At 58.0% G+C, this 21,356-nt stretch carries 19 protein-coding genes and 1 pseudogene; 9 read left to right on the top strand and 11 right to left on the bottom strand.

The features are described from left to right. Positions 1–49 precede the first annotated feature (49 nt). The 4 genes from ACHZCJ_RS09850 to ACHZCJ_RS09835 all read right to left on the bottom strand — a co-directional run bounded on the left by ACHZCJ_RS09850 (position 50) and on the right by ACHZCJ_RS09835 (position 5,660). Positions 50–3,475, bottom strand: a complete 3,426-nt coding sequence (locus tag ACHZCJ_RS09850; RefSeq protein WP_321325997.1) for an efflux RND transporter permease subunit — start codon at positions 3,473–3,475, stop codon at positions 50–52. Between the two features lie 10 nt (positions 3,476–3,485). Beyond that, on the bottom strand, positions 3,486–4,682 hold the full coding sequence (locus ACHZCJ_RS09845) for an efflux RND transporter periplasmic adaptor subunit (protein ID WP_321325995.1): 1,197 nt from the start codon (positions 4,680–4,682) through the stop codon (positions 3,486–3,488). 250 nt (positions 4,683–4,932) lie between these two features. After that, complete coding sequence (locus tag ACHZCJ_RS09840; protein ID WP_321325994.1) at positions 4,933–5,196, bottom strand: GlsB/YeaQ/YmgE family stress response membrane protein; 264 nt, start codon at positions 5,194–5,196, stop codon at positions 4,933–4,935. Positions 5,197–5,360: 164 nt separating this feature from the next. Continuing rightward, positions 5,361–5,660 (bottom strand): DUF1153 domain-containing protein, encoded by a 300-nt coding sequence (locus tag ACHZCJ_RS09835; RefSeq protein ID WP_089133443.1) that lies wholly within the window; start codon positions 5,658–5,660, stop codon positions 5,361–5,363. Between the two features lie 640 nt (positions 5,661–6,300). Between ACHZCJ_RS09835 and mnmA the strand changes: the two genes are divergently transcribed. Then, positions 6,301–7,434 (top strand): tRNA 2-thiouridine(34) synthase MnmA, encoded by a 1,134-nt coding sequence (mnmA, locus tag ACHZCJ_RS09830; protein ID WP_321325992.1) that lies wholly within the window; start codon positions 6,301–6,303, stop codon positions 7,432–7,434. A gap of 1 nt (position 7,435) precedes the next feature. On the opposite strand, the gene ACHZCJ_RS09825 is transcribed toward mnmA, so the two are convergent. After that, the gene (locus ACHZCJ_RS09825) at positions 7,436–7,804 is read right to left on the bottom strand and encodes a hypothetical protein (RefSeq protein WP_321325991.1); all 369 of its coding nucleotides are present in this window, start codon (positions 7,802–7,804) and stop codon (positions 7,436–7,438) included. 29 nt (positions 7,805–7,833) lie between these two features. Between ACHZCJ_RS09825 and ACHZCJ_RS09820 the strand changes: the two genes are divergently transcribed. Beyond that, complete coding sequence (locus ACHZCJ_RS09820) at positions 7,834–8,976, top strand: serine hydrolase (protein WP_321325989.1); 1,143 nt, start codon at positions 7,834–7,836, stop codon at positions 8,974–8,976. A 20-nt stretch (positions 8,977–8,996) separates the two neighbouring features. Here ACHZCJ_RS09820 and ACHZCJ_RS09815 read toward each other — a convergent pair whose 3' ends face one another. Both ACHZCJ_RS09815 and pdxH read right to left on the bottom strand, forming a co-directional pair. After that, entirely contained in the window at positions 8,997–9,791 is a 795-nt protein-coding gene (locus tag ACHZCJ_RS09815) for a PhzF family phenazine biosynthesis protein (RefSeq protein WP_321325988.1), read from the bottom strand. Continuing rightward, positions 9,788–10,363, bottom strand: a complete 576-nt coding sequence (gene pdxH / locus ACHZCJ_RS09810) for a pyridoxamine 5'-phosphate oxidase (RefSeq protein WP_159646142.1) — start codon at positions 10,361–10,363, stop codon at positions 9,788–9,790. The genes ACHZCJ_RS09815 and pdxH overlap by 4 nt, the downstream gene beginning before the upstream one ends. Positions 10,364–10,464: 101 nt before the next feature. Here pdxH and ACHZCJ_RS09805 point away from each other — a divergent pair, with 101 nt between their 5' ends. From ACHZCJ_RS09805 to ACHZCJ_RS09775, 7 genes are all read left to right on the top strand, one after another. Beyond that, positions 10,465–10,923 carry an ABA4-like family protein gene (locus ACHZCJ_RS09805; RefSeq protein WP_159646139.1) on the top strand — a complete coding sequence of 153 codons (459 nt, stop codon included), beginning with the start codon at positions 10,465–10,467 and terminating at the stop codon, positions 10,921–10,923. Between the two features lie 69 nt (positions 10,924–10,992). Then, a complete protein-coding gene (locus tag ACHZCJ_RS09800; RefSeq protein ID WP_159646136.1) occupies positions 10,993–11,910 on the top strand; it encodes a DnaJ C-terminal domain-containing protein in 918 nt (305 codons plus the stop codon). A 2-nt stretch (positions 11,911–11,912) separates the two neighbouring features. Next, positions 11,913–12,863 (top strand): YihY/virulence factor BrkB family protein, encoded by a 951-nt coding sequence (locus tag ACHZCJ_RS09795; protein ID WP_321325987.1) that lies wholly within the window; start codon positions 11,913–11,915, stop codon positions 12,861–12,863. Positions 12,864–12,929: 66 nt separating this feature from the next. After that, complete coding sequence (gene fabI / locus ACHZCJ_RS09790) at positions 12,930–13,733, top strand: enoyl-ACP reductase FabI (protein ID WP_321325986.1); 804 nt, start codon at positions 12,930–12,932, stop codon at positions 13,731–13,733. Between the two features lie 66 nt (positions 13,734–13,799). Beyond that, the gene (aroC, locus tag ACHZCJ_RS09785; RefSeq protein WP_321325985.1) at positions 13,800–14,867 is read left to right on the top strand and encodes a chorismate synthase; all 1,068 of its coding nucleotides are present in this window, start codon (positions 13,800–13,802) and stop codon (positions 14,865–14,867) included. A 77-nt stretch (positions 14,868–14,944) separates the two neighbouring features. Then, positions 14,945–16,744, top strand: a complete 1,800-nt coding sequence (locus tag ACHZCJ_RS09780) for an SLC13 family permease (protein ID WP_321325984.1) — start codon at positions 14,945–14,947, stop codon at positions 16,742–16,744. A 73-nt stretch (positions 16,745–16,817) separates the two neighbouring features. Further along, positions 16,818–18,056, top strand: coding sequence for a dicarboxylate/amino acid:cation symporter (locus tag ACHZCJ_RS09775; RefSeq protein WP_321325982.1), 1,239 nt, complete (start codon positions 16,818–16,820; stop codon positions 18,054–18,056). A gap of 4 nt (positions 18,057–18,060) precedes the next feature. Here the strand turns inward: ACHZCJ_RS09775 and ACHZCJ_RS09770 are convergent. The 4 genes and pseudogenes from ACHZCJ_RS09770 to ACHZCJ_RS09755 form a co-directional block, all read right to left on the bottom strand. Further along, positions 18,061–18,276 (bottom strand): annotated as a pseudogene (locus ACHZCJ_RS09770) (DUF3883 domain-containing protein); the annotation flags it as partial. Positions 18,277–18,294: 18 nt separating this feature from the next. Beyond that, on the bottom strand, positions 18,295–18,909 hold the full coding sequence (locus ACHZCJ_RS09765) for a hypothetical protein (RefSeq protein ID WP_321325980.1): 615 nt from the start codon (positions 18,907–18,909) through the stop codon (positions 18,295–18,297). Positions 18,910–18,924: 15 nt separating this feature from the next. Further along, complete coding sequence (locus ACHZCJ_RS09760; RefSeq protein WP_321325978.1) at positions 18,925–20,214, bottom strand: adenylosuccinate synthase; 1,290 nt, start codon at positions 20,212–20,214, stop codon at positions 18,925–18,927. Positions 20,215–20,226: 12 nt separating this feature from the next. After that, positions 20,227–21,342, bottom strand: a complete 1,116-nt coding sequence (locus ACHZCJ_RS09755; protein ID WP_321325976.1) for an ATP phosphoribosyltransferase regulatory subunit — start codon at positions 21,340–21,342, stop codon at positions 20,227–20,229. Positions 21,343–21,356: the final 14 nt, after the last annotated feature.

Genomic DNA, 21,356 nt, shown 5'->3' with positions numbered 1-21,356 from the left:
TTGGTAGCGGGGTAGATTCCGCCGCTGCTGCTCTGAGACGATATCGGCTTCACTCGGCGGGCTGAACCTCTGCTCCGGGCCGGTCATGCCGGTCGTCGCCGGTCTTGTACGTTAGCAGCCGGTTGCGGAGCCATGGACCGGCGCGCCGTTCGAACCCGTCCGCCAGGCTGAATCCGGCCGGTACGATAACTAGCGTCAGCAAGGTTGAAACGATCAGGCCACCGATCACGACAACCCCCATTGGCGCGCGCCAGGCGCCGTCGCCGGACAGGGAGAGAGCGGTGGGTACCATACCCGCCGTCATGGCGACTGTGGTCATCACAATCGGCTGGGCACGTTTGTGCCCGGCATCCATGATCGCTTCGAATTTGGGGACGCCTTTCTGCATTTCCTCGATCGCAAAGTCGATCAGCAGGATCGAATTCTTACTGACGATACCCAATAGCATGAGCACCCCGATCAAGACCGGCATGGATAGCGACAGACCCCAGAGCCACACGAGGAATATGCCACCGAGCGGCGCAAGTGCCAGCGAGCCCATATTGACCAGCGGCGACATCACCCGCTTGTAAAGCAGGACCAGCGTCGCAAAGACCAGCAAGATACCGGAAATCAGGGCGATCATGAAATTTACCGCCAGTTCGGCCTGCCATTCGTCCTCGCCAAATGCCTCGTTGGAGACGCCGGTCGGCAGGTCTTTCATGATCGGCAGGTCGAAGATCTGTTCCATCGCCTCGCCCTTGATCACATCCGGTGCCAGATCCGCTCCGACAAAGGTCCGCCGGTTCTGGTTATAGCGCTGGATCGAGGTAGGACCGGAGCCGAAGCTCACCTTGGCTACCCGGCTGAGCGGCACGGTGCCGCCACTGGCAATCGGAATCGGCAGGTTCTGGATGGTGGTCAGATCGTTACGCGATTCGAGCGGCAACATGACACGGATCGGAATCTGCCGGTCCGAAAGGGAGAATTTCGCGGCGTTCTGGTCGATCTCCCCGAGTGTGGCAATGCGGATTGTCTGGCTGAGTGTGGCGGTGGTGACGCCGAGCTGGGACGCCAGATCGAGATAGGGCGTGATGATGATTTCCGGCCGGCTCAGGTCGGCCGCGATCCGCGGAGCGCGGACCAGTTTGATATCTTTCATCTGTTCGACCAATTGCGCCGCTGTGGCATCGAGCAATTCCGGATCAGAGCCCGTCAGCATGATTGAAATATCCCGGCCGGTTCCACCGCCACCGCTCTGCGATTGGAAGGAAATCCTGGCATCGGGAATTTTTTGAAGTTCCGGCAGCAAGCCGCGTTCGAATTCGATCGAGGTTTTGCTCCGGTCCTTTTTGAGAGATACGAACACCGTGGCATTGGTCTCGCGTACCCGTGTCAAGGCCCGGTCGACTTCCGGCTGTGCATACATCAGTTCGGACACTCTATCGGCGATTTTTTCGGTCTGCTCCAGAGTGGTGCCAGGAACAACTTCGATCTCGACCCGGCTCGTATCCTGATCCGTGACCGGCTGAAACTCCTGCGGGGTGATAGCGAAGAGAATCACGGTCAGGACAAAGGCTATTATCCCGACGCCCATCATCCACATCCGGTGATCATGGGCGCGTGCCCGGAAACGGCCGGAACGATAGGTATACCAGTCGGCAAAACGACCGCCGATGACCCCCGAAAGAATTCTGAACAGGAAGGCCACGAAATATCCGGCAAGCCCGCCCACAGCAATGCCGGCAGCGAGACTCAGCAGGGCCCGGAGAAGGTCACTGGGTATCAGCGCCTCCAGCAGTCCGTTCAGCAGGAAACCCACCGCGAAGGCTGGAGCCAGGAATGCGACAACGATCAGGGTGAACATCACGAAGCCCCACAGATATTGCCACCAGGCGGCTTTGGCCGGCACAAGATTTTCCCGGATGCGGTCGGCTTCGCTGCGGTCGAGAACCCATTGCAGCAGTCGCATATAGCGATCCATCCAGATGCCTTCGCCATGTTCCGCATGGCCCTTGGCCTTCAGGAAATAGGCTGCGATCATCGGCGTGATCATACGCGCAACTGCCAGGCTCATCAGAACCGAGACAACGACCGTAATACCGAAATTCTTGAAAAACTGGCCGGATATTCCGGGCATCAAGCCAACCGGCAGGAAGACGGCGACGATGCAGAAAGAAGTCGCAACCACGGCAAGGCCGATTTCATCGGCGGCGTCGATCGACGCCTGATAGGCGGTTTTTCCCATGCGCATATGGCGCACGATATTCTCGATCTCCACGATAGCGTCATCAACAAGCACACCGGCCACCAGACCCAGTGCCAGAAGAGAGAGGAAGTTGAGATTGAATCCGAGCAGATCCATGAACCAGAAAGTGGGGATTGCCGACAGGGGGATGGCAATGGCCGAAATGACCGTAGCGCGCCAGTCGCGCAGAAAGATGAAGACCACAACCACCGCCAATATGGCGCCCTCGATCATCGCAAGCATCGAACTTCTATATTGCGATTTTGTATAATCGACGCTGGTCCCCAGCGGAATGAACTCGATCCCCGGATTTTCGGCCTCGATTTTGTCCATGATTTCGATCGCTGCATCGTAGACCGTGACGTCGGAAGCACCGCGTGCCCGTTCCATGGAGAAATTGACAACCTCTACGCCCTTGACTTTGCTGATCGAACTACGCTCGCCGAAGGCGTCGCTAACCTCCGCGACATCGCTCAGCTTGATGACCTGACCGTTGGGTAGTGCAATCTGGGTTTGCGACAATTCATAGGCATCGTCGGCATTGCCGAGAACGCGGACCGACTGGCGGGTACCTCCGACCTCCGCGCGACCACCGGCGGCATTGATATTTACCTGGCGCAGCACGCTGTTGATCTGATTGGCGGTCACGCCGAGCGCCTGCATCCGGTCGGGCTTCAAAATGACACGGATTTCACGGTCGACGCCGCCAAAGCGGCTGACCTCTGCCATGCCATTGACGGTAAGCAATCGTTTGGCGACTGTATCATCGACGAACCAGCTCAGCTGTTCGACTGTCATGTCATCGGCTTTAACCGCAAAATAACCGATCGGTCCACCAGCGACGTCGACCTTGGATATCTGCGGCTCCAGAATGCCGTCGGGCAGCGATCCGCGGACCTGGTCGACGGCATTTTTTACTTCGTTGACACTGTCGTTGACATCCGCGCCGATTTCAAATTCTACAAAGGTGCTGCTGCTGCCTTCGCTGGCCGTCGAGCTGATATTCTTGACACCGCTGATCGACCGGACCGCTGCCTCGACCCTTTGGGTGATCTGGTTCTCGATTTCCGTCGGAGCGGCACCGGGCTGCGAAATTCGGACTGAAACAGCCGGAAATTCAACGTCCGGATTGTTGACCACATCCATCCGGTTGAAACTGAGCAGACCGGCAAGGAGCAAGGCCACAAACAGCACCATTGGCACGACCGGATTGCGGGTGCTCCAGGCTGAAATATTGCGAAGATTCATCGGTCAGGCCTCAGTTTCGCGCACTGGATCCAGCGCCGTTCGCATTTTTCTGAACGACGGTTCGAACGGTTTCGCCAGAACTCAGGAAGCCACCTGCACGGAGCACGACTTTCTCATTGCCGGTCAGCCCGGAGATGATGGATATCCCGGCGCTTGATACCGAACCGACAACCACATCGCGCCGCACGGCCTTGTTGTCCGCGTCGATGATATAGACGAAGCTGCCCTCGCTATCGTTCTGTAATGCGGATTCCGGTATAACAGCGGCGTCCGATGTACCGCTCTGTATGCGCGCGCTGGCGAAGCCACCGGGTCGCAAGGCGCTATCATAGCCCAGCGCGATGCGGGCAACGCCCTGGCGCGATTGCGGGTCAATGGTCGGAGATATCTGCCAGATTTGTCCAGTAAGAAGCTTGTCCGTCCCAATCGGCGTGACCTCTGTCTTGGTGCCGACCGTAACCGTGGCCAGGTCGCTCTCGCCGAGCAGCGCCTGCAATTCCATCTCGCCATTTTGTGCCATCCGGAACAGGGTACCGCTGCCCTGTGTAACAGTCTGGCCCGGTTCGACATTCCGTTCCAGAACCAGTCCGGCCTTGGGGGCGACGATGTTCAGCCGCCCATTGCGCGCACGAACCTCGTTAAACTGTGCCTGCGCCATGCGCAAACGTGCGGCGGCGGAATCGCGGGTTGCGGTCAGCCGGTCGATATCCGCCTTTGAAATAAAGCCGCGGTCGACCAGCTTTTCCGCGCGATCGAGATTGGCCTGCGCCAGATTGAGATCGGCGCGCGACACGCCGACTGACGCTTCGAGGCTTGCCGCCTGCTGAGACTGGACCGACTGGTCGATGCTCGCCATGATCTGGCCCTGTTTAACCCAGTCGCCAGCGTCGACATAGACATTGGTTACGCGTCCGCCTTCACCGACGACACTGACCTCTATCTCCCGTCGTGCCGCCAGCGTGCCGGTTGCGTTGATGGTCCGCACAACCTGTTGCTTGCCGGGGCTCATGACCGATACCATCGGTGCCTGGCTCGCGCCGTCATCCTCGACTGCTCCGCCGGCGAAATAGTTATAGGCAATATAGGCCAGCAACAGCGCCACGATCACGGCGACTGCAATGATCAGCCGCTTGCGATTGGTGTCGCGCATTTCGACATTTTCAAGCGTTGCAATATCGTCGCTGGGGATGGTGGATTCATAGTTCATTGTTTTACTCTTCAGGCGGGGCCCTTATCGCAATTTAATTGTGCAATACACAAAAGAATCGCTGATTCTCCAGTCTGTCCGGATTTATATTTGCTGTGTTACATGAATAATGCACCAGCAGCAAGCCGGAACAGGTTTCGGCCCGACATTCAAGCCCGGTTCGACCAACGATCAATATCATCGTACGAAAGGGGCGATTCGTGAAAGAACCGGCCCCTTGCGTTTCAGAATGCCCTGCTGAAGAGGGAGGTTAGCGTACCCTGCCACGCTGGATAAGATTGAGGATCAGCAACAGAACAACCGCACCGACAAAAGCCGTCAGCAGACCGGCGATCGAAAATTCCTGGATGCTGCCGCCAAAGCCGAAATAGCGGCCGACGAAATTGCCGATTACCGAACCGATGATGCCGACGACGATATTCCAGAAGACGCCCATGGATGCATCGCGCCCCATGACCATGCTGGCCAGCCAGCCCGCAATACCGCCTACGATCAATGCAATAATCCAACCCATATGTTCCTCCTGATCTGATACGCTTATAAATTCTGTATATCCGCGAATACAGTTACATAGCTGATTATCGCCTGAACTTGAAGGAATAAAAAAGGGCCGCCGGAACATGTCCGGCCGCCCTGATCAATATATCTTGTACGGGATGCAGTTACGAAGGGATGCGATCAATATTTCTGCTGGCGCTCGTAAAGGTCCCGGTAATGCTGGATGCGAGTGACGCGCAGTCCGGGCATGCCGGACCGGTCAACAGCGCGCTGCCAGGACGCAAATTCTTCCAGCGACAGATCGTAGCGGTCGCAAACTTCATCTACAGTCAGCAGGCCGCCGTTCACCGCCGCGACGACTTCTGCCTTGCGGCGGACTACCCATCGAGTCGTACCGGGTTTCGGCAAATCGTCAATGGTGAGTGGTTCGCCAAGGGGCCCGACAACTTGCGCTGGTTTTATTTTCTGGTTTTCAATCATACTACCCTCAATTTTGCCTTGCGGCATTTCACCTCATTCCCGTTCCGTCTGGCCTTCGTAGCGGGAGAGTTTTTCGATTACCTGAACTGCCAAGGTAAACGTCACGTTTATAATTTTACTACTCTTGCATTCTATCGCTTCCCTGCTGTGCTAGATCAGGCCGAAAACTACCGGTCCTGAACAAAGTTGTCCCCCCGAATCCGCTTTTGTCAGAACGGGATTGTCCGGCAAAAAAAGCCATCCGGTCATCCATGAAAGAGGCGTGAAGCGCAGACTTCGCCTTTCCGGAATTCCGCTTGGCCGCGACAAATTTCCGCGCCGACTGGCTGGACGTCTGCCTCGCTATGGCCTTGGCAAGAAGGGCCTGATGATCCGTACGCTGTCCGGTACCATCGCGACCTTCATCCAGCACCGGCCATTCGGCGCCTTTGTGGGGGAAGTTCATTTCCATAGACGCCGGTCTAGCAGCGAAGATATAAACTTATGTAAAAGGGGTGTTTACGCGGCCTTAGGAGAAGTTAAGCAATCCTTCCTTGCATCGAGCCAATTCGTACCAAAATGGATCACGTCCGTGTCCGCAACGGGAATTGTTCGCTGTGCTGGCGCAAGCGGCGGGAATTCTCTAAGGGGTGCAGTTGTGATGAAGAACAATATAGACGGAAATTTCCAGCTCGGGGACGACCTCACGGGCAAGCGCATTGTAGTGGCGATGTCTGGCGGTGTGGATTCGAGCGTTGTCGCCGCCCTGGCGGCGCGCACCGGCGCCGAAACCATTGGCATTACGCTGCAGCTATATGATCATGGCGAAGCGGTCGGACGCGTTGGCAGTTGCTGTGCCGGACAGGATATCCGCGATGCCCGTGCTGTGGCCGACCGGCTCGGCATAGCCCATTATGTTTTCGACCATGCCAGCCGGTTCAAGGATTCGGTGATGGATGTCTTTGCCGACGAATATATGTCCGGCCGGACCCCAATTCCCTGCGTACAGTGCAATATGGGGGTCAAGTTTACCGACCTGCTGCAACTGTCCCGCGAGCTGGGCGCCGACTGTCTGGCAACCGGCCATTATGTGCGGCGGGTGGCTGGCCCGGGTGGTGCCGAATTGCACCGGGCGCTCGATCCGGCACGGGACCAGAGCTATTTCCTGTTTGCGACAACGCAGGAGCAGCTGGAATATCTGCGTTTCCCGCTGGGCGATATGCCCAAGACGCAGGTGCGCGAAATAGCCGAGGACATGGGGCTCGCAGTCGCCTTCAAGCCCGACAGTCAGGATATCTGCTTCGTTCCCAATGGCGACTATGCCAGCGTCGTGCGCAAATTGCGCCCCGATGCCGATGATGATGGCGAGATTGTCCATATTGATGGCACGCTGATGGGGCGGCACAAGGGCCTCATTCATTATACCGTGGGCCAGCGCAAGGGACTGGAAATCGGTGGTCAGGCCGAACCGCTCTATGTTATCCGGCTGGAGCCGGAGGCAAAGCGTGTGATCGTCGGACCGAAATCTGCACTGGCGGTTGCCTCGGCCTCGCTCCGCGACATCAACTGGATTGGCGGCGATTATGCCGGTCCGGTAGAGGTAAAGGTGCGGTCGATGTCTAAGCCGACACTGGCGCGGCTGGAGGGCAACGAACTGCAGTTCCACAATCCGGAATTCGGTGTCGCTCCGGGGCAGGCAGCGGTTTTCTATCACAAGGATCGCGTGCTGGGCGGTGGCTGGATCGTAAGCACCGCTGCAGTCGAACAGCAATGGCTGGCTGGCGTCGAAGTCTAGCCTATTCCGCCTTGATCTGTTCGTCTGTCAGGATCACGCAGCCCCAGCCTTCCCGGAATTCGGCGGTTGCAGACTCTATCAACAATGCCGAGGCGGTCACTCTCCGGTGATCGTCATCCACGGTCAATCCGATTACTTCCATGCCGGGTTCGAAATCCTTGCGGCAATCGTCGATATCCCGGTCGCCGATATAATGGCACGAACAGGCCACCCGCGCGCCATAGGCGGTGCCGATATCCAGCTGCCCCCTGATGCTGCTGTAATTATCGGCGAGCACCGCGATCAGAACGAGCAGGAACAGCGCAGCGACATATAATGCAATGCGCAACTTGCCCGGCGGAGAGGAGGATGAGTCTTTTACGGTTGCCATGGCGGCTTCTATTGGTGCAACGACGGCCTATGCACAAGATTAAACTCGCCTTCATCCCGGCCCTTACGCTTGCCTTGTCTGCGTGCGGATCGGATGGTGATACTGTCAGCGCACCGCAAAAAAGTCCCGCGGAACTGGCCTATATTGCGGATAGCAGCCCTGTCGACAAGGCGCGGCTGGATGCGGTTGTCGCGCCGCTGTTCGAAGATCCGGCGATGGCGGAAACGCGGGCGTTTGTGTTGATGTATCAGGGCAGGATCATCGCCGAACGCTATGGTGAAGGCTATGATGAAGATACCCGGTTCATCAGCTGGTCAATGGCCAAAAGCTTTACCGGTGCCCTGATCGGCTTCCTAGTGGCAGACGGGCGGCTGGTGCTCGACGATCCCGCGCCTGTGCCCGCATGGCAAAGACCTGGTGATCCGCGCGGTGATATCACCTTGCGACATCTGCTCCATATGTCGTCCGGTCTGGACCATACCGAAGTGCCGGAGGAGGGCGGGAAAACCGTCTTCGAAGCGGACACCAACCGTATGCTGTTTCTCGATGGCGCGCAGGATGCCGCCGCTTATGCGGAAGCGCGTCCGATGGAGGCAAGACCGGGCGAGAAATTTGAATATAGCACCGCGACCAGCATCATTCTGTCCGATATCATCGCGCGCACCCTGACCAAGAGTCCCGACCCGGAAGTGCGTCGTCACGATACATTGCGTTTCATCCGCGGTCGCTTGCTCGAGCCGCTGGGAATGGATTCGACCTATCCGGAATTCGGTCCCAACGGAACATTTCTCGGGGGCAGTTTCATCCATGCAACGGCCCGTGACTATGCAAAATTCGGAGAGTTTCTGCGCAACAATGGTGCCCGGAAAGGAGCTCAGCATTTGCCGGTAAGCTGGGTAAAGTTCATGAAAACGTCGTCCAAAAACGACCCGGCCTATGGCGGCCATCTCTGGCTTAACAAAAGGCGTCCCGAAGGCCGCAATCAGGTGCTGTTTCCCGACAATGGTCCGGACACCATCTTCGCCGCGCTCGGCCATCTCGGTCAGCAGATCGTCGTGTCGCCCGAACAGCAACTCACGGTGGTCCGGCTTGGCAAGACACAGGATGAAGACCTGGCCCCGATGAGCGCGCAGATCGGCCGGATAATGGCCCTTTTCCCCTATCGCAGCTAATATCTGCCACCGTCGGAAAGCTACAGGCGAAAGCTGCCTTCCACCACGGTCACGCAATTGCCGCCCAGCCAGGCCCGGTCGCCGTCCAGACGGCAGCGGACATAGCCGCCGCGCTGGCTAGCCTGATAAGCAGTAAAGCGATCGCGGCCCAACTGTCTGGCCCAGAAAGGTGTCAGTACGGCATGGGCTGAACCGGTTACGCTGTCTTCGTCAACCCCTCCGCCCGGAACGAAAACCCGGCTCAGCACGTCGCTGTCGTTGCCCGGCGCGGTGCAGATGAATTGCGCATTGCCCAAGGCGGCGAGCGCTTTCATATCCGGTATAAGGGCCAGCACATCCTCGGGATTTTCGTATCGGAGAACATGATAGCGTCCTTCGTGAAACTGGGTTTCGACCGGATTTCCGCCGATGATCGCGACAATCTCGGGCATCTCCTGGGGTGCTGGGGGATAAGCCGGAAGGTCAAGCGCATAGCCGTCTCCCTCGCGCATCACGGTCAGGATGCCGGCCTTCCGTGTCCGGAACGTTACCTGTTGGCGATCAGGCTGTTGCGACAAGATTATATGCCCGCTGGCGAGCGTGGCATGGCCGCAAAGCGCGATTTCCAGCTTTGGGGTAAACCAGCGCAATTCATAATCTGCCTGGCCGCTCTGGTCGGGCAAGTAGAAGGCTGTTTCGGCAAAATTATTTTCTTCGCCAATGGCTTGCAGGACTGCATCCTCCTGCCAGCTTTCGAGCGGCATGACTGCTGCCTGATTGCCGGCGAAAGGGCGATCGGCAAATGCGTCGACATGATAATAAGGCAGGCTGGTCATGGGTAGAGCAGCCCCTCCGTCCAATTGTCTCCGTCGCGGACGAAGGTCAGTCGCTCGTGCAGCCGGTGGGCGCGGTCCTGCCAGAATTCGAATCGTACCGGCGTCAGGCAATAGCCCGACCAGTGTGGCGGGCGCGGGACATCGCCGCCCTCGAAGCGTTTGGTCATCTCGGCAAAACGCGCTTCGAAGGTCGCGCGGTCCGACAGCGGGCGGGACTGGTCCGATGCCCAGGCTCCAAGTTGCGAGTCCCGGCTGCGCGTTGCGAAATAGGCATCGGCCAGACTGTCGGCCACCGTTGCGATATGGCCCTCAATCCGAATCTGTCGCCGCAGGCTTTTCCAGTGAAACAGGATTGCGCCCTTGGGATTTTCCGCAATGTCGCCTGCCTTGCGACTCTGCTGATTGGTGTAGAAGACAAAGCCGTCAGGGCCATGGCCCTTGAGCAGGACCATCCGTGCCGACGGCTGTCCACTGGCGTCGGTGGTGGCAATGGTCATTGCGTTGCTATCATTGAGCTCGGTGGTACGCGCCTCGGCATACCAGCTCTCGAACAGGGAAAAGGGGTCGGTCATGGGACGGCTTGTAACAGTCTGTCGCTCACCGGCAAACAAACAATATTTTGTTCGGCGAAAAGGTTCTGATTTCTGCTATCAGCAGAGTAAAAGGGGGGCTCATGGACTGGGAGCTGGTTTTTTCCGTTACCAATATCTACGCGCTGACGCTGTGGGTCATTCTGCTTCTGGCTCCGCGCGGGGCGGTGGTGATGACTGGGTTATTTTATGGTGGCATGGCCTTGCTCTCTGCAAGCTATGCGGTGGTCATGATACTGCTGATGGCCGGAATTGTTGACAGCGGCGCGGGAGCTGCGATGGACTTTTCCAGTCTTGCCGGTGTCCAGCAAACGCTGTCCAGCCCCGGCGGTGCCACCATCGGCTGGATCCATTATCTGGCCTTTGATTTGTTCGTCGGAATCTGGGTAGCGCGCAATGCGGACAAATACGGGTTTGCACGCTGGATACAGATACCTATCTTGCTGTTCGTACTGATGCTGGGGCCTCTGGGGCTGGTATTATATCTGCTTTTGCGTTTCACGCGTCACAGCAAGGTTGCAGATGCCGTCATACCCGAATAGGACACTAGTGTTGAAAATGAGTAGAAAATCCCAATCTCTGCGGGGTAAGGATTTGAAAAAGGGTAAGTAATGGTAGATCCCTATCAAGCATTGGGTGTCGCAAAAGGCGCAAGTGAAAAGGAAATCAAGAGCGCCTATCGCAAGCTGGCGAAGGAATTGCACCCGGACAGGAACAAGGATAATCCCAAGGCGACGGAGCGTTTCTCCGACGTCACCAAGGCCTATGATCTGTTGCTCGACAAGGACAAGCGCGCGCAATTTGATCGCGGAGAGATTGATGCAGAAGGCAATCCTACCGCTCCTTTCGGGTTCGGCGGCGGTGGCGGTTACCAGCGCGGACCAGCGGGCCAGCAGCATGATTTCGGCAATGCCGGCGCTGATTTCGGCGATATTTTCGAAGGCCTGTTTGGCGGCGGTGGTGGCGCTGGTTCGCCCTTCGGCGGTCGCCAGCGCAGCGCGCCACCGCCCAAGGGCGCCAATGTTTCCTACCGGCTGAAGGTGGAATTTATTGCCGCCGCGACGTTGCAGAAACAGCGTATCACGCTGGAAGACGGCAAGACCATCGACCTCAGCCTGCCGAAAGGCGTCGAGGAAGGTACCCAGATGCGGCTCAGCGGCAAGGGGCGACAGGGGCCGGGCGGCAATGGTGACGCGATTGTCACCATTCACATCAATTCCCACCCCTTTTATGAGCGCGACGGCGATAATATCAGGCTGGAGCTGCCGATCAGTCTGAAAGAGGCGGTTGAAGGGGCGAAAGTCAAGGTGCCCACGGTGGACGGACCGGTGATGCTGTCCATTCCTGCCGGATCGAGTTCGGGCAAAACGCTGCGCCTGAAGAACAAGGGATTTTACAGCAAATCCGGTGTCCGCGGCAACCAGTTGGTGACCTTGATGATCACTCTGCCGGAAAAGGATGAAAAGCTCGCTGAATTTGTCAAGGACTGGGATCCGAAAGACAATCCGCGCGCCAGCATGGGTGTGTAGGTTTGAACCGGAATTCCCAGTCTGAACTGTCTCCCGAGGCCCGGCGGCAGGTCGGCGGGGGACCGGCAGCATCGGGGAAGCGAACCGGCGAGACGCTCGCCGAGGAAAGTGCAATCCGACGCGCGCTTATCATCGCCGAGCGTACCGCCGTGGGCGTCTATCATGACGGTTTCACCTTTGCCGGCAATTTCGCCTATATGTCGCTGCTTGCGGTATTTTCTTTCTTCATCGTTGCCGCTGCGATTGTTGGCGGTTTCGGCCAGACCGCGATCGGCATCGATTTTGTCGAGGCTTTTCTGGTCACCGTTCCGCCTTCGGTCGCGGGCGCGCTGCACGACCCGATCAATGACGCGATGACGGCGCGGACCGGTCCCTTGCTCTGGCTGAGCGCGATCGTCGGATTGTGGACCACCACCAGCCTGATCGAAACCATCCGCGAAATTCTCCACCGCGCTTACGGCGTCCAGGCGCAGCGGGCGTTCTGGGAATATCGCCTGACATCGATTGCGCTCATTCTGATTTCCGTATTTTTCGCGATGCTGGCGCTCAGCGCGCAATTTGTGGTGGCGGGTGTCAGCGAATTTCTGGGAACCTATTTCCCGGCCATCGAAAGCGATGCACTCTGGCTGTCGCTGTCCAGCGCCGTTCCGTTTCTGATGCTGTTCACAACGCTCTATCTTCTGTTCCGGCTGCTGACGCCCCGGCAATATCGGCCGCGGCAATATCCCAAATGGCCGGGCGCCGTGTTCATCAGCGGATGGTGGCTCCTGATCACCGGACTTTTGCCGGTTTTCCTCAAATATGCTGCAAACTACCAGCTCACCTATGGCAGCCTTGCCGGGGTCGTGATCACCTTGATTTTTTTCTATCTTGTCGGTCTCGGAATGGTAATCGGAGCAGAGATAAACGCCGCGCTGGCCGAACGGCCCTCCAGAATCGGACAGGACGAATGATACGCTGGAAAATCATTCGGATAGCGTTTATCAGCGGCGATTATCGGAATTCAGGAGACCATGGCGATGAGTGATTTAATGAAAGGCAAGCGAGGCTTGATCATGGGGCTTGCCAACAACAAGTCTCTGGCCTGGGGTATCGCGCAGCGTCTGGCCGCCGATGGCGCCGAGCTGGCGATCAGCTATCAGGGCGAGGTGATGGCCAAACGGGTCAAGCCGCTGGCCGAAGAACTGGGCTGTGATTTCCTGCTCGATTGCGACGTTAGCGACATGGACCAGCTCGACGCGACATTTGCCGAAATCGAGAAGCGCTGGGGCAAGCTGGATTTCGTCGTTCACGCGATTGGCTTCACCAACAAGGAAGCGCTGCGCGGCAAATATTTCGATGTCACACTGGACGATTTCCTGATGACCATGAATATCAGCGTTTACAGCTTCACCGCCGTCGCCAAGCGCGCCGCGGCGCTGATGAGCGCGGGTGGGTCCATGTTGACCTTGTCTTATTACGGCGCCGAGAAGGTTATTCCGCATTATAATGTCATGGGCGTGGCCAAATCCGCGCTGGAGACCTCGGTCAAATATCTGGCCAATGATGTTGGTCCTGACGGCATAAGGGTGAACGCGATTTCCGCCGGTCCGATCAAGACGCTGGCCGCTTCCGGCATTGGCGACTTCCGCTATATCCTGAAATGGAACGAGCATAACTCGCCGCTTCGGCGCAACGTGACCATCGATGATGTGGGCGCGTCGGCTCTCTATTTCCTGTCCGATCTTTCTGCTGGCGTCACCGGTGAAACCCATCATGTCGATGCCGGCTATCATACCGTTGGTATGAAGCAGGAAGATGCGCCGGATATCGCGCTGGATTGATGAATGCCGATGTCCGGGCAATGGGGATCGGATGCAGAATAAGTCTTTAAACGCGGAGAGCGACTTTTGAGTTTTAATATCTTCGGCCACGCCTTTCGCTTTTCCACTTGGGGAGAAAGCCACGGACCTGCGCTCGGCGCGGTTGTTGACGGCTGCCCGCCTGGTCTGGAACTGAGCGAGGCTGATGTGCAGCCCTTTCTCGATGCACGGCGGCCCGGCCAGTCGAAATATACGACGCAACGGCAGGAGCCGGATCAGGTCAAAATTCTCTCCGGAATCTTCGAAGGAAAAACCACCGGCACGCCTATTTCGCTGATGATCGAGAATGTCGATCAACGGTCCAAGGACTATAGCGAAGTCGCCAAAGCTTATCGCCCCGGTCATGCCGACTATGCCTATGACCGGAAATACGGCTTTCGCGACTATCGCGGCGGTGGCCGGTCCAGCGCGCGCGAGACGGCATCACGGGTTGCGGCCGGTGCCGTGGCGCGGCTGGTGATTCCGGAAGTCACGATCCGCGCATGGGTGGCCGAAATCGGCGGCGACGCCATTGATCCGGCAAATTTTGATGCTGATGAAATCGGCAATAACCCGTTTTTCTGCCCCGACCCGGTTGCAGCCAAACGCTGGGAATCCCTTGTCGATGGTGCGCGCAAGGACGGCAGCAGCCTCGGCGCGATCATCGCCTGCGAGGCGACCGGCGTTCCCGCCGGCTGGGGCGCGCCCATCTATGCCAAGCTGGACAGCGAGATTGCCGCGGCGATGATGACGATCAACGCGACCAAGGGCGTGGAAATTGGCGACGGCTTCGCCGCAGCACGCTTGCGCGGCGAGGAAAATGCCGATGCCATGCGGCCCGGAGCCGATGGCCCGGAATTTCTCGCCAACCATAGTGGCGGTACGGCGGGTGGTATTTCCACCGGGCAACCGGTTTTCTGCCGTGTGGCGTTCAAGCCGACCAGCTCCATATTGACGCCCGTTCCCACGATCTCTCCGGAAGGAGAAGCGACCGAAATATCGACCAAGGGTCGTCATGATCCTTGCGTCGGCATTCGCGGCGTGCCCGTCGTCGAGGCGATGATGGCATTGGTTCTTGCCGATCAGAAAATGATGCATAGGGCGCAATGCGGATGACATATATTCCGGAACCAGCTGCCATGCCCTTGGCACCTTTTGGCTCGCTGTACCGTGCAGACGGCTGGTCCTGATCCATGATCGACCTCATTCTTCACGTCATTGATGAATATATTCAGGCCAACAAGGCCGTCATCGGCCTCGTGATTCTCGGCTTTCTGTTTGCCGGGTTCATCATGGAGCGCTTTCCCGCCGCAGTGGTTGCTGTGCTCGGCGCCTGCATGTTCCTGTTCCTCGGGATCATTGATTCCGATGGTCTTTTTTCGGTCTTCTCCAACACGGCGCCGATCACGATTGCCGCGATGTTCATCCTGTCTGGGGCTCTGCTGCGCACTGGCACAATCGATGCCATTGCCGGATTCATCATCAAGCGCGCCAAGCGGCATCCGAAGCTGGCGGTCGCGGAAATGTTTCTGGGGGCCTTTGTCGCTTCCGCCTTCATGAACAACACGCCGGTGGTGATTGTTCTGATCCCGATCATCCTGCGCTTGTCGCGGGCCACCGGTTTCTCGTCCAAGAAACTGCTCATCCCGTTGAGCTTCATCTGCATATTGGGCGGTACGACCACGCTGATCGGCACGTCGACCAACCTGATTGTCGATGCCGTTGCCCGGGATCAGGGGCTCGCAGGGTTCGGGATTTTCGAGATTACCCCCTATGGCCTGATCGCTGCCGTTGCCGGCACCGTGATGATGGTTCTGTTCAGCAGCTGGCTGCTGCCCGGTGGCGAGGTTAAGGGCCAGTTTGACAGTAGCGATGAAAGCGCCTTTCTTACCGAATTAACGGTGCGCAACAGAGCGTCGGTGATCGACAAGAAACTTGCTGCCGTAGCCGAGCTGCGCCGGGCGGGGATCGAAGTCACGGCCGTCAAGCGGCTGAGCAGCTATATTCGTCATGATCTGGATCATCACGAGTTGCAGGCGGGCGACCGGATCGTGGTGCAACTGGATCTTGCCGAGCTGATTTCGCTGCGGGAATCGGAGGATTTCAAGGTCGGCATAGTCCACAAGGGCGATGCCGGGCCGCTGGGCGAGGAACTGGTCGAAGCCACGGTGGCGCCGAGCCATCCCAGCATCGGCAACCGGCTTTATGACATCCCCTTCCTGTCGCAGCTCAATGTTCGCATATTGGGCATGACCCGCTATCGCAATCTGCCGCGGTCCGATCTGACCAACGCCCGTATCCACGCGGCGGACCGGTTGCTGGTGACCGGGTCCAGCGAAGATATCCATCGCATGTATCAGAACCCGAATCTGTTCGGTGTCGGCCAGACCAAGATTCGCGCCTTTCGCAGGGACCGGGCGCCCATTGCCATCGGTGCTCTGGTTGCGGTGGTGGTTTTGGCCGCCTTCAATGTCATTTCGCTGGCTGTCGCCGCCATTCTCGCGGTTGGTGCGATCCTGCTGGCGCGTTGTATCGACGCGGAAGAGGCCTGGGGATCGATCGACGGCAATGTGCTGGTTTTGATATTCGGGATGCTCGCCGTGGGGCTCGGCTTGCAGCAGGCCGGCAGCGTTGACCTCATCGTTTCCGAACTGACGCCCTATTTGCGGGAAGTACCACCCTGGGGGCTGGTTTTCGCGATCTATGTGCTGTCCGTCATCATGACCGAGATTGTGACCAACAATGCGGTCGCGATCATTATCACGCCCATTGCGATTGCGCTGGGAAATGATCTGGGCGTCGATCCCCGTCCGCTGGTGATCGCGGTCATGTTTGCCGCTTCCGCCAGCTTTGCCACGCCGATCGGTTATCAGACCAATACGCTGGTCTACGCTGCGGGCAATTACCGTTTCACCGATTTCTTCAAGGCGGGCATCCCGCTGACCTTTGGCGTCGGCCTGTCGACCTGCCTGGCAATCAGCTTCTGGATGTAGTTTGCCCCTAAAGGCTTGCCGCGCCCCGCAGCGGTCGATAGGCATGGGGGATAGAATTTCGGGGGACAATCGCATGTTGGCATTCTGGTTCAAGATACCGCTCTGGCAGCGTGTGATCGCGGCGCTTGTGCTCGGTGTCATCACCGGCCTGGTATGGGGGCCGGAATCGGAAACGATCAAATGGATCGGCGATTTCTTCATCAAGGCGATCAAGATGCTGGTCGTCCCGCTGATCTTCTTCTCGCTGGTGGCGGGTGTTGCGGCGCTTGGTGATCTCAAGAAACTGGGCAGTGTCGGCGGGCGGGCGATGATCCTGTTCGTCATCACCGGCCAGATCGCCGCATGGCTTGGCCTCGCACTCGGCACATTTTTCCAGCCCGGCAATGGTGTGGACACAAGTGCTATCGAGAAAGGCGAGACACCGGTCCCCAATGAAACGACCGCGATTGACATGATACTGTCGATTGTTCCGGACAGTCCGGTGCAGGTGATGGCCGATGTCCGCGTCCTGCCGCTGATCGTCTTTGCCTTGCTGATCGGTATCGGTATCTTGATGGCCAAGGAAGACGGCAAGCCGCTCGCCAAGATCTTCGATAGCGGCGCTATCGTCATGCAGAAAGTCACGATGATCGTGATGGAATTGACGCCATTTGGCGTGTTCGCGCTGATGGCTTGGGTCGCGGGTACATTGGGCATGGATGCACTGCTCTCGCTGGCCCAACTGGTCGGGCTCAATTATCTCGGCTGCCTGCTGATCATCGGGATTGTCTATTCGGGGATGATCAAATTTGTCGCCAAACTGCCACCGCTCGATTTCTTTCGCGGTATCGTTGACGCGATCGCGGTCAGCTATTCGACCGCTTCTTCCAACGCGACCCTGCCGGTGACGCTGCGCTGCGTCGAACGCAATCTGGGTGTCCGCAATTCGGTGGCCAGCTTTGTCGTCTCGCTGGGCGCTACGATCAACATGAACGGTACCGCCATGTATCTCGGCCTCGCAACTTTGTTCGGCGCGCAGATATTCGGCGTCGACCTCACCTGGGGCGATTATCTCCTGATCTCGATTACCTCCACGCTAGGCGCGGTGGGCGCGGCGGGGATCCCCGGTGCGGGATTGATCATGATGGCGCTGGTCTTCGGCAGCGTCGGCGTGCCGCTGGAAACGATCGCCTTTGTCGCCGGTGTCGACCGGATCATGGACATGATGCGGACGACCACCAATGTCTCGGGCGATGCCGCGGTAGCGGTGACGGTGGCCTCGATGACCGGCGAGATCGACCGCGAGGAAATGATCTCTGCGGACGATGTTTGATGATTTATCTCAGGTGAGCCAGAAATCCCGTCGGCGTCAATGCAACGTGATTGTTCAACGGTGGTCGCAACTCAAAAGCTCTGGGTTGCCTTGAAAAGTCGTATAATCGCAGCAGAGTCCATCTTTCTCGGTTCTCGTTAGCTACCAAGCATTCGTTTCTGCTTATATGAAACGGTGTACGTTCCCAGCCGTTCGTAGTTTTAACCTCTATCCAGCGTTCTCGGCCGTCGGGAAAATATCAACCAATATCATACCCTGCAGCCATATTATCTTGCGCCGTCCATTTGACTTTATCTGCTAAATCCGTTCGACCGGCATTTCTTAAGGTCATCATTTCATGTTCAAGAACACATCTTTCGCCCGCATCGCCTAATGTGCGATTGCGAGCATCTCTGGCCGCCGGATCACCAAGATCGATCACTCGATCAAGGGATTCAGGTTGAACTGGAGGGAGTTCGTTTCGATGCGCAGGAGGCGGACCGACCCATAACGTCCGATTCTCAAACAATGTTTGATCGGATGAACCCGCGATATATTTCCTGTTTTCGATCGGATTCCAGTTTGTCGTACTATCGAGAAATCTCAATACGCCTAATATGAGGGAGTTTTGAAAATTTGATGCAGGTTTGTATCCCAATATCCATGGTTGGCCCAGACCTAGCAATACCGCACTGATATTCTGATGTTTGAATTCAATCGAGCCTCTGCTTCTATCGATTGCCTGTTGTAAACCGCGATTGTGTTCAGCCTTATTGTATTTCGTCCCATTGAGCTCATCTGCAAGCATTGAGAAATAATCAGCGACTGCAATATCGATTTCTAAATCAGACCAATCATCTCCCCGCGCAGGCAAAATACAAAACCTTCCTCAATCCGCGAACGGATCGGTCACCAAAATTGTATCGTCCCGCTCCGGTGAAGTGCTCACCAGGGCAACCGGGCACTGGATCAGTTCCTCGACCCGCTTGATATATTTGATCGCTTGCGCCGGCAGATCGGCCCAGCTGCGTGCGCCGGCGGTGGATTCACTCCAACCTTCCATGGTCTCGTAGACCGGCTGCACCGCCGCCTGGTCCTGATGGTGGGGCGGCAGATAATCATAGGTCACACCATCCAGCTGGTAGCCCACGCAGATTTTCAGTTCCTTGAAACCGTCGAGCACGTCGAGCTTGGTCAACGCGATGCCATGGACGCCAGAGACGGCCAGGGCCTGCCGCACCAATATGGCGTCGAACCAGCCGCAGCGCCGCTGCCGGCCGGTGTTGGTGCCGAATTCATGGCCGCGCTCGCCGAGCCGCTGGCCGATTTCGTCGTCCAGTTCGGTCGGGAAGGGCCCGGAGCCGACGCGGGTTGTATAGGCCTTGGTGATCCCGAGAACATAGCCGGTGCCGGAGGGACCAATGCCGGAGCCGCCTGCAGCGGTGCCCGAAATCGTGTTGGAACTGGTGACAAAGGGATAGGTGCCGTGATCGACATCCAGCAAGACGCCCTGCGCGCCTTCGAACAGGATGCGCTTGCCGTCGCGCCGCGCTTCGTTGAGCCGCTTCCAGACCGGCTGGGCATATTGCAACACACTGTCGGCAATTTCCTTCAGGTCATTGAGCAGCCGTTCGCGATCCACAGGCGGTTCACCGAAGCCGGCACGGAGCGCGTCGTGATGCGCGCACAGCCGGTCGAGCTGCGGCCCCAGGTCGTCGAGATGGGCGAGATCGCAAACGCGGATCGCGCGGCGGCCGACCTTGTCTTCGTAGGCCGGACCAATGCCGCGGCGGGTGGTGCCGATCTTGCCCTTGCCGCTGGCGTCTTCGCGCATGGCGTCGAGATCGCGGTGGATCGGCAGGATCAGCGGGCAGGTTTCGGCGATGCCGAAATTGTCGGTGTTGATCGCGACGCCCTGACCGGTCAGTTTCTCGATCTCGTCGCGCAGATGCCAGGGATCGAGCACGACGCCATTGCCGATAATCGACAGGGCGCCCCGGACGATGCCGGAGGGCAGTAGCGAAAGCTTGTAAACCGCGCCATCGACGACCAGCGTATGGCCGGCGTTATGGCCGCCCTGAAAACGGACCACGACATCGGCGCGTTCGGATAGCCAGTCGACAATCTTGCCCTTGCCTTCATCACCCCATTGCGCGCCGATTACCGTTACATTGGCCATTGAATCACTTTCTTATACTGGTTCCGGCTGGTCGCCGTTTAGAATATGGGAACATCCAAGCGCCTCGGCCTGGTCCTTGTCCGACAGCGCCGCCACTGTCCGCCAGCCCGTCTGCCGCAAATGTGCCGCGAGCTGCTTGTCATGGCCAATCGGCAGAAAAATCTGCTCGCTGGCCTTGGCGCCAAATCCGGCGTCGATCAGCGGATTGGGATAGAGCGAGAAGCCGACTGCGGCTTCTGTATCGCCGTCCGGGTGCACGATTTCATAACTGCCACCGCGGCCCAGAGCGCCGATGAAACTGTCGGCATAGAGGGTGAAGCCGAACCAGTTCTGATATTCGAAACCGTGCCGTTCGGTCGGGTCGAGCGTGAGGCTGGCCTTGCCCTTGATGCTTGCGGCAATCCGGGAAATGCCGTCCAGCCGCGAACCCAGCAGGCCGTCGCTGTCAAAGTCCCGCATTTTGGCCATTGCTTCATCGAACGGTCCGGTCGCTTCGATCAGTGGCAGATAACCGGTTGCGCCGATGCTGTTCAGCCCGCCAGCATCTTTCATATCCAGTTCGTTCCGGACCTCGGCAATCTGGATTTCATTGAGGGGCAAGGGGCCATCGGCCAGAATATCGATCAAATCGGGAAGGGTGAAGTCGATGGTAATGCCGGAAACACCTGCCCGTTCGAGCGCTTCGATCGCGACCGAGACAATCTCGCTGGCGGCAATAACGCTGTCATTGCCGATCAACTCTGCGCCAATTTGCAGCCGGCTGCGTTCCGGCTGCAATTGTCCCGAGCGCAATTTCAATACCTGTCCGGAATAGCCGAGCCGGAGCGGCCGGGGACGGTCGGCCAGACTGGTCGTGGCAATCCGACCGATCTGCATGGTCATGTCGGGACGCAGTGCCAAGGTGCGCTGCGAAATCGGATCGACAAAGCGCATCAGATCGCTGCGCGAGGCGCCCTGCATCCGGTCGGTCAGGCCATCCTCATATTCGACGAGCGGCGGGGTTACCCGCGCATAGCCGTGGCTGGCGAGCGTATCGAGCACATCGCGTTCCAGTCGCGATGCCGCCTCGGCATAAGGCGGCAGCGCGTCGTGAAATCCTTCGGGCAAGAGATTCGATGGTTTTCGCATGGCCCTGCTCCATA

This window comes from uncultured Parasphingorhabdus sp. (assembly GCF_963677535.2).
Classification (GTDB): Bacteria; Pseudomonadota; Alphaproteobacteria; order Sphingomonadales; family Sphingomonadaceae; genus Parasphingorhabdus.
This window is presented reverse-complemented; position numbering and strand designations above follow the sequence as displayed.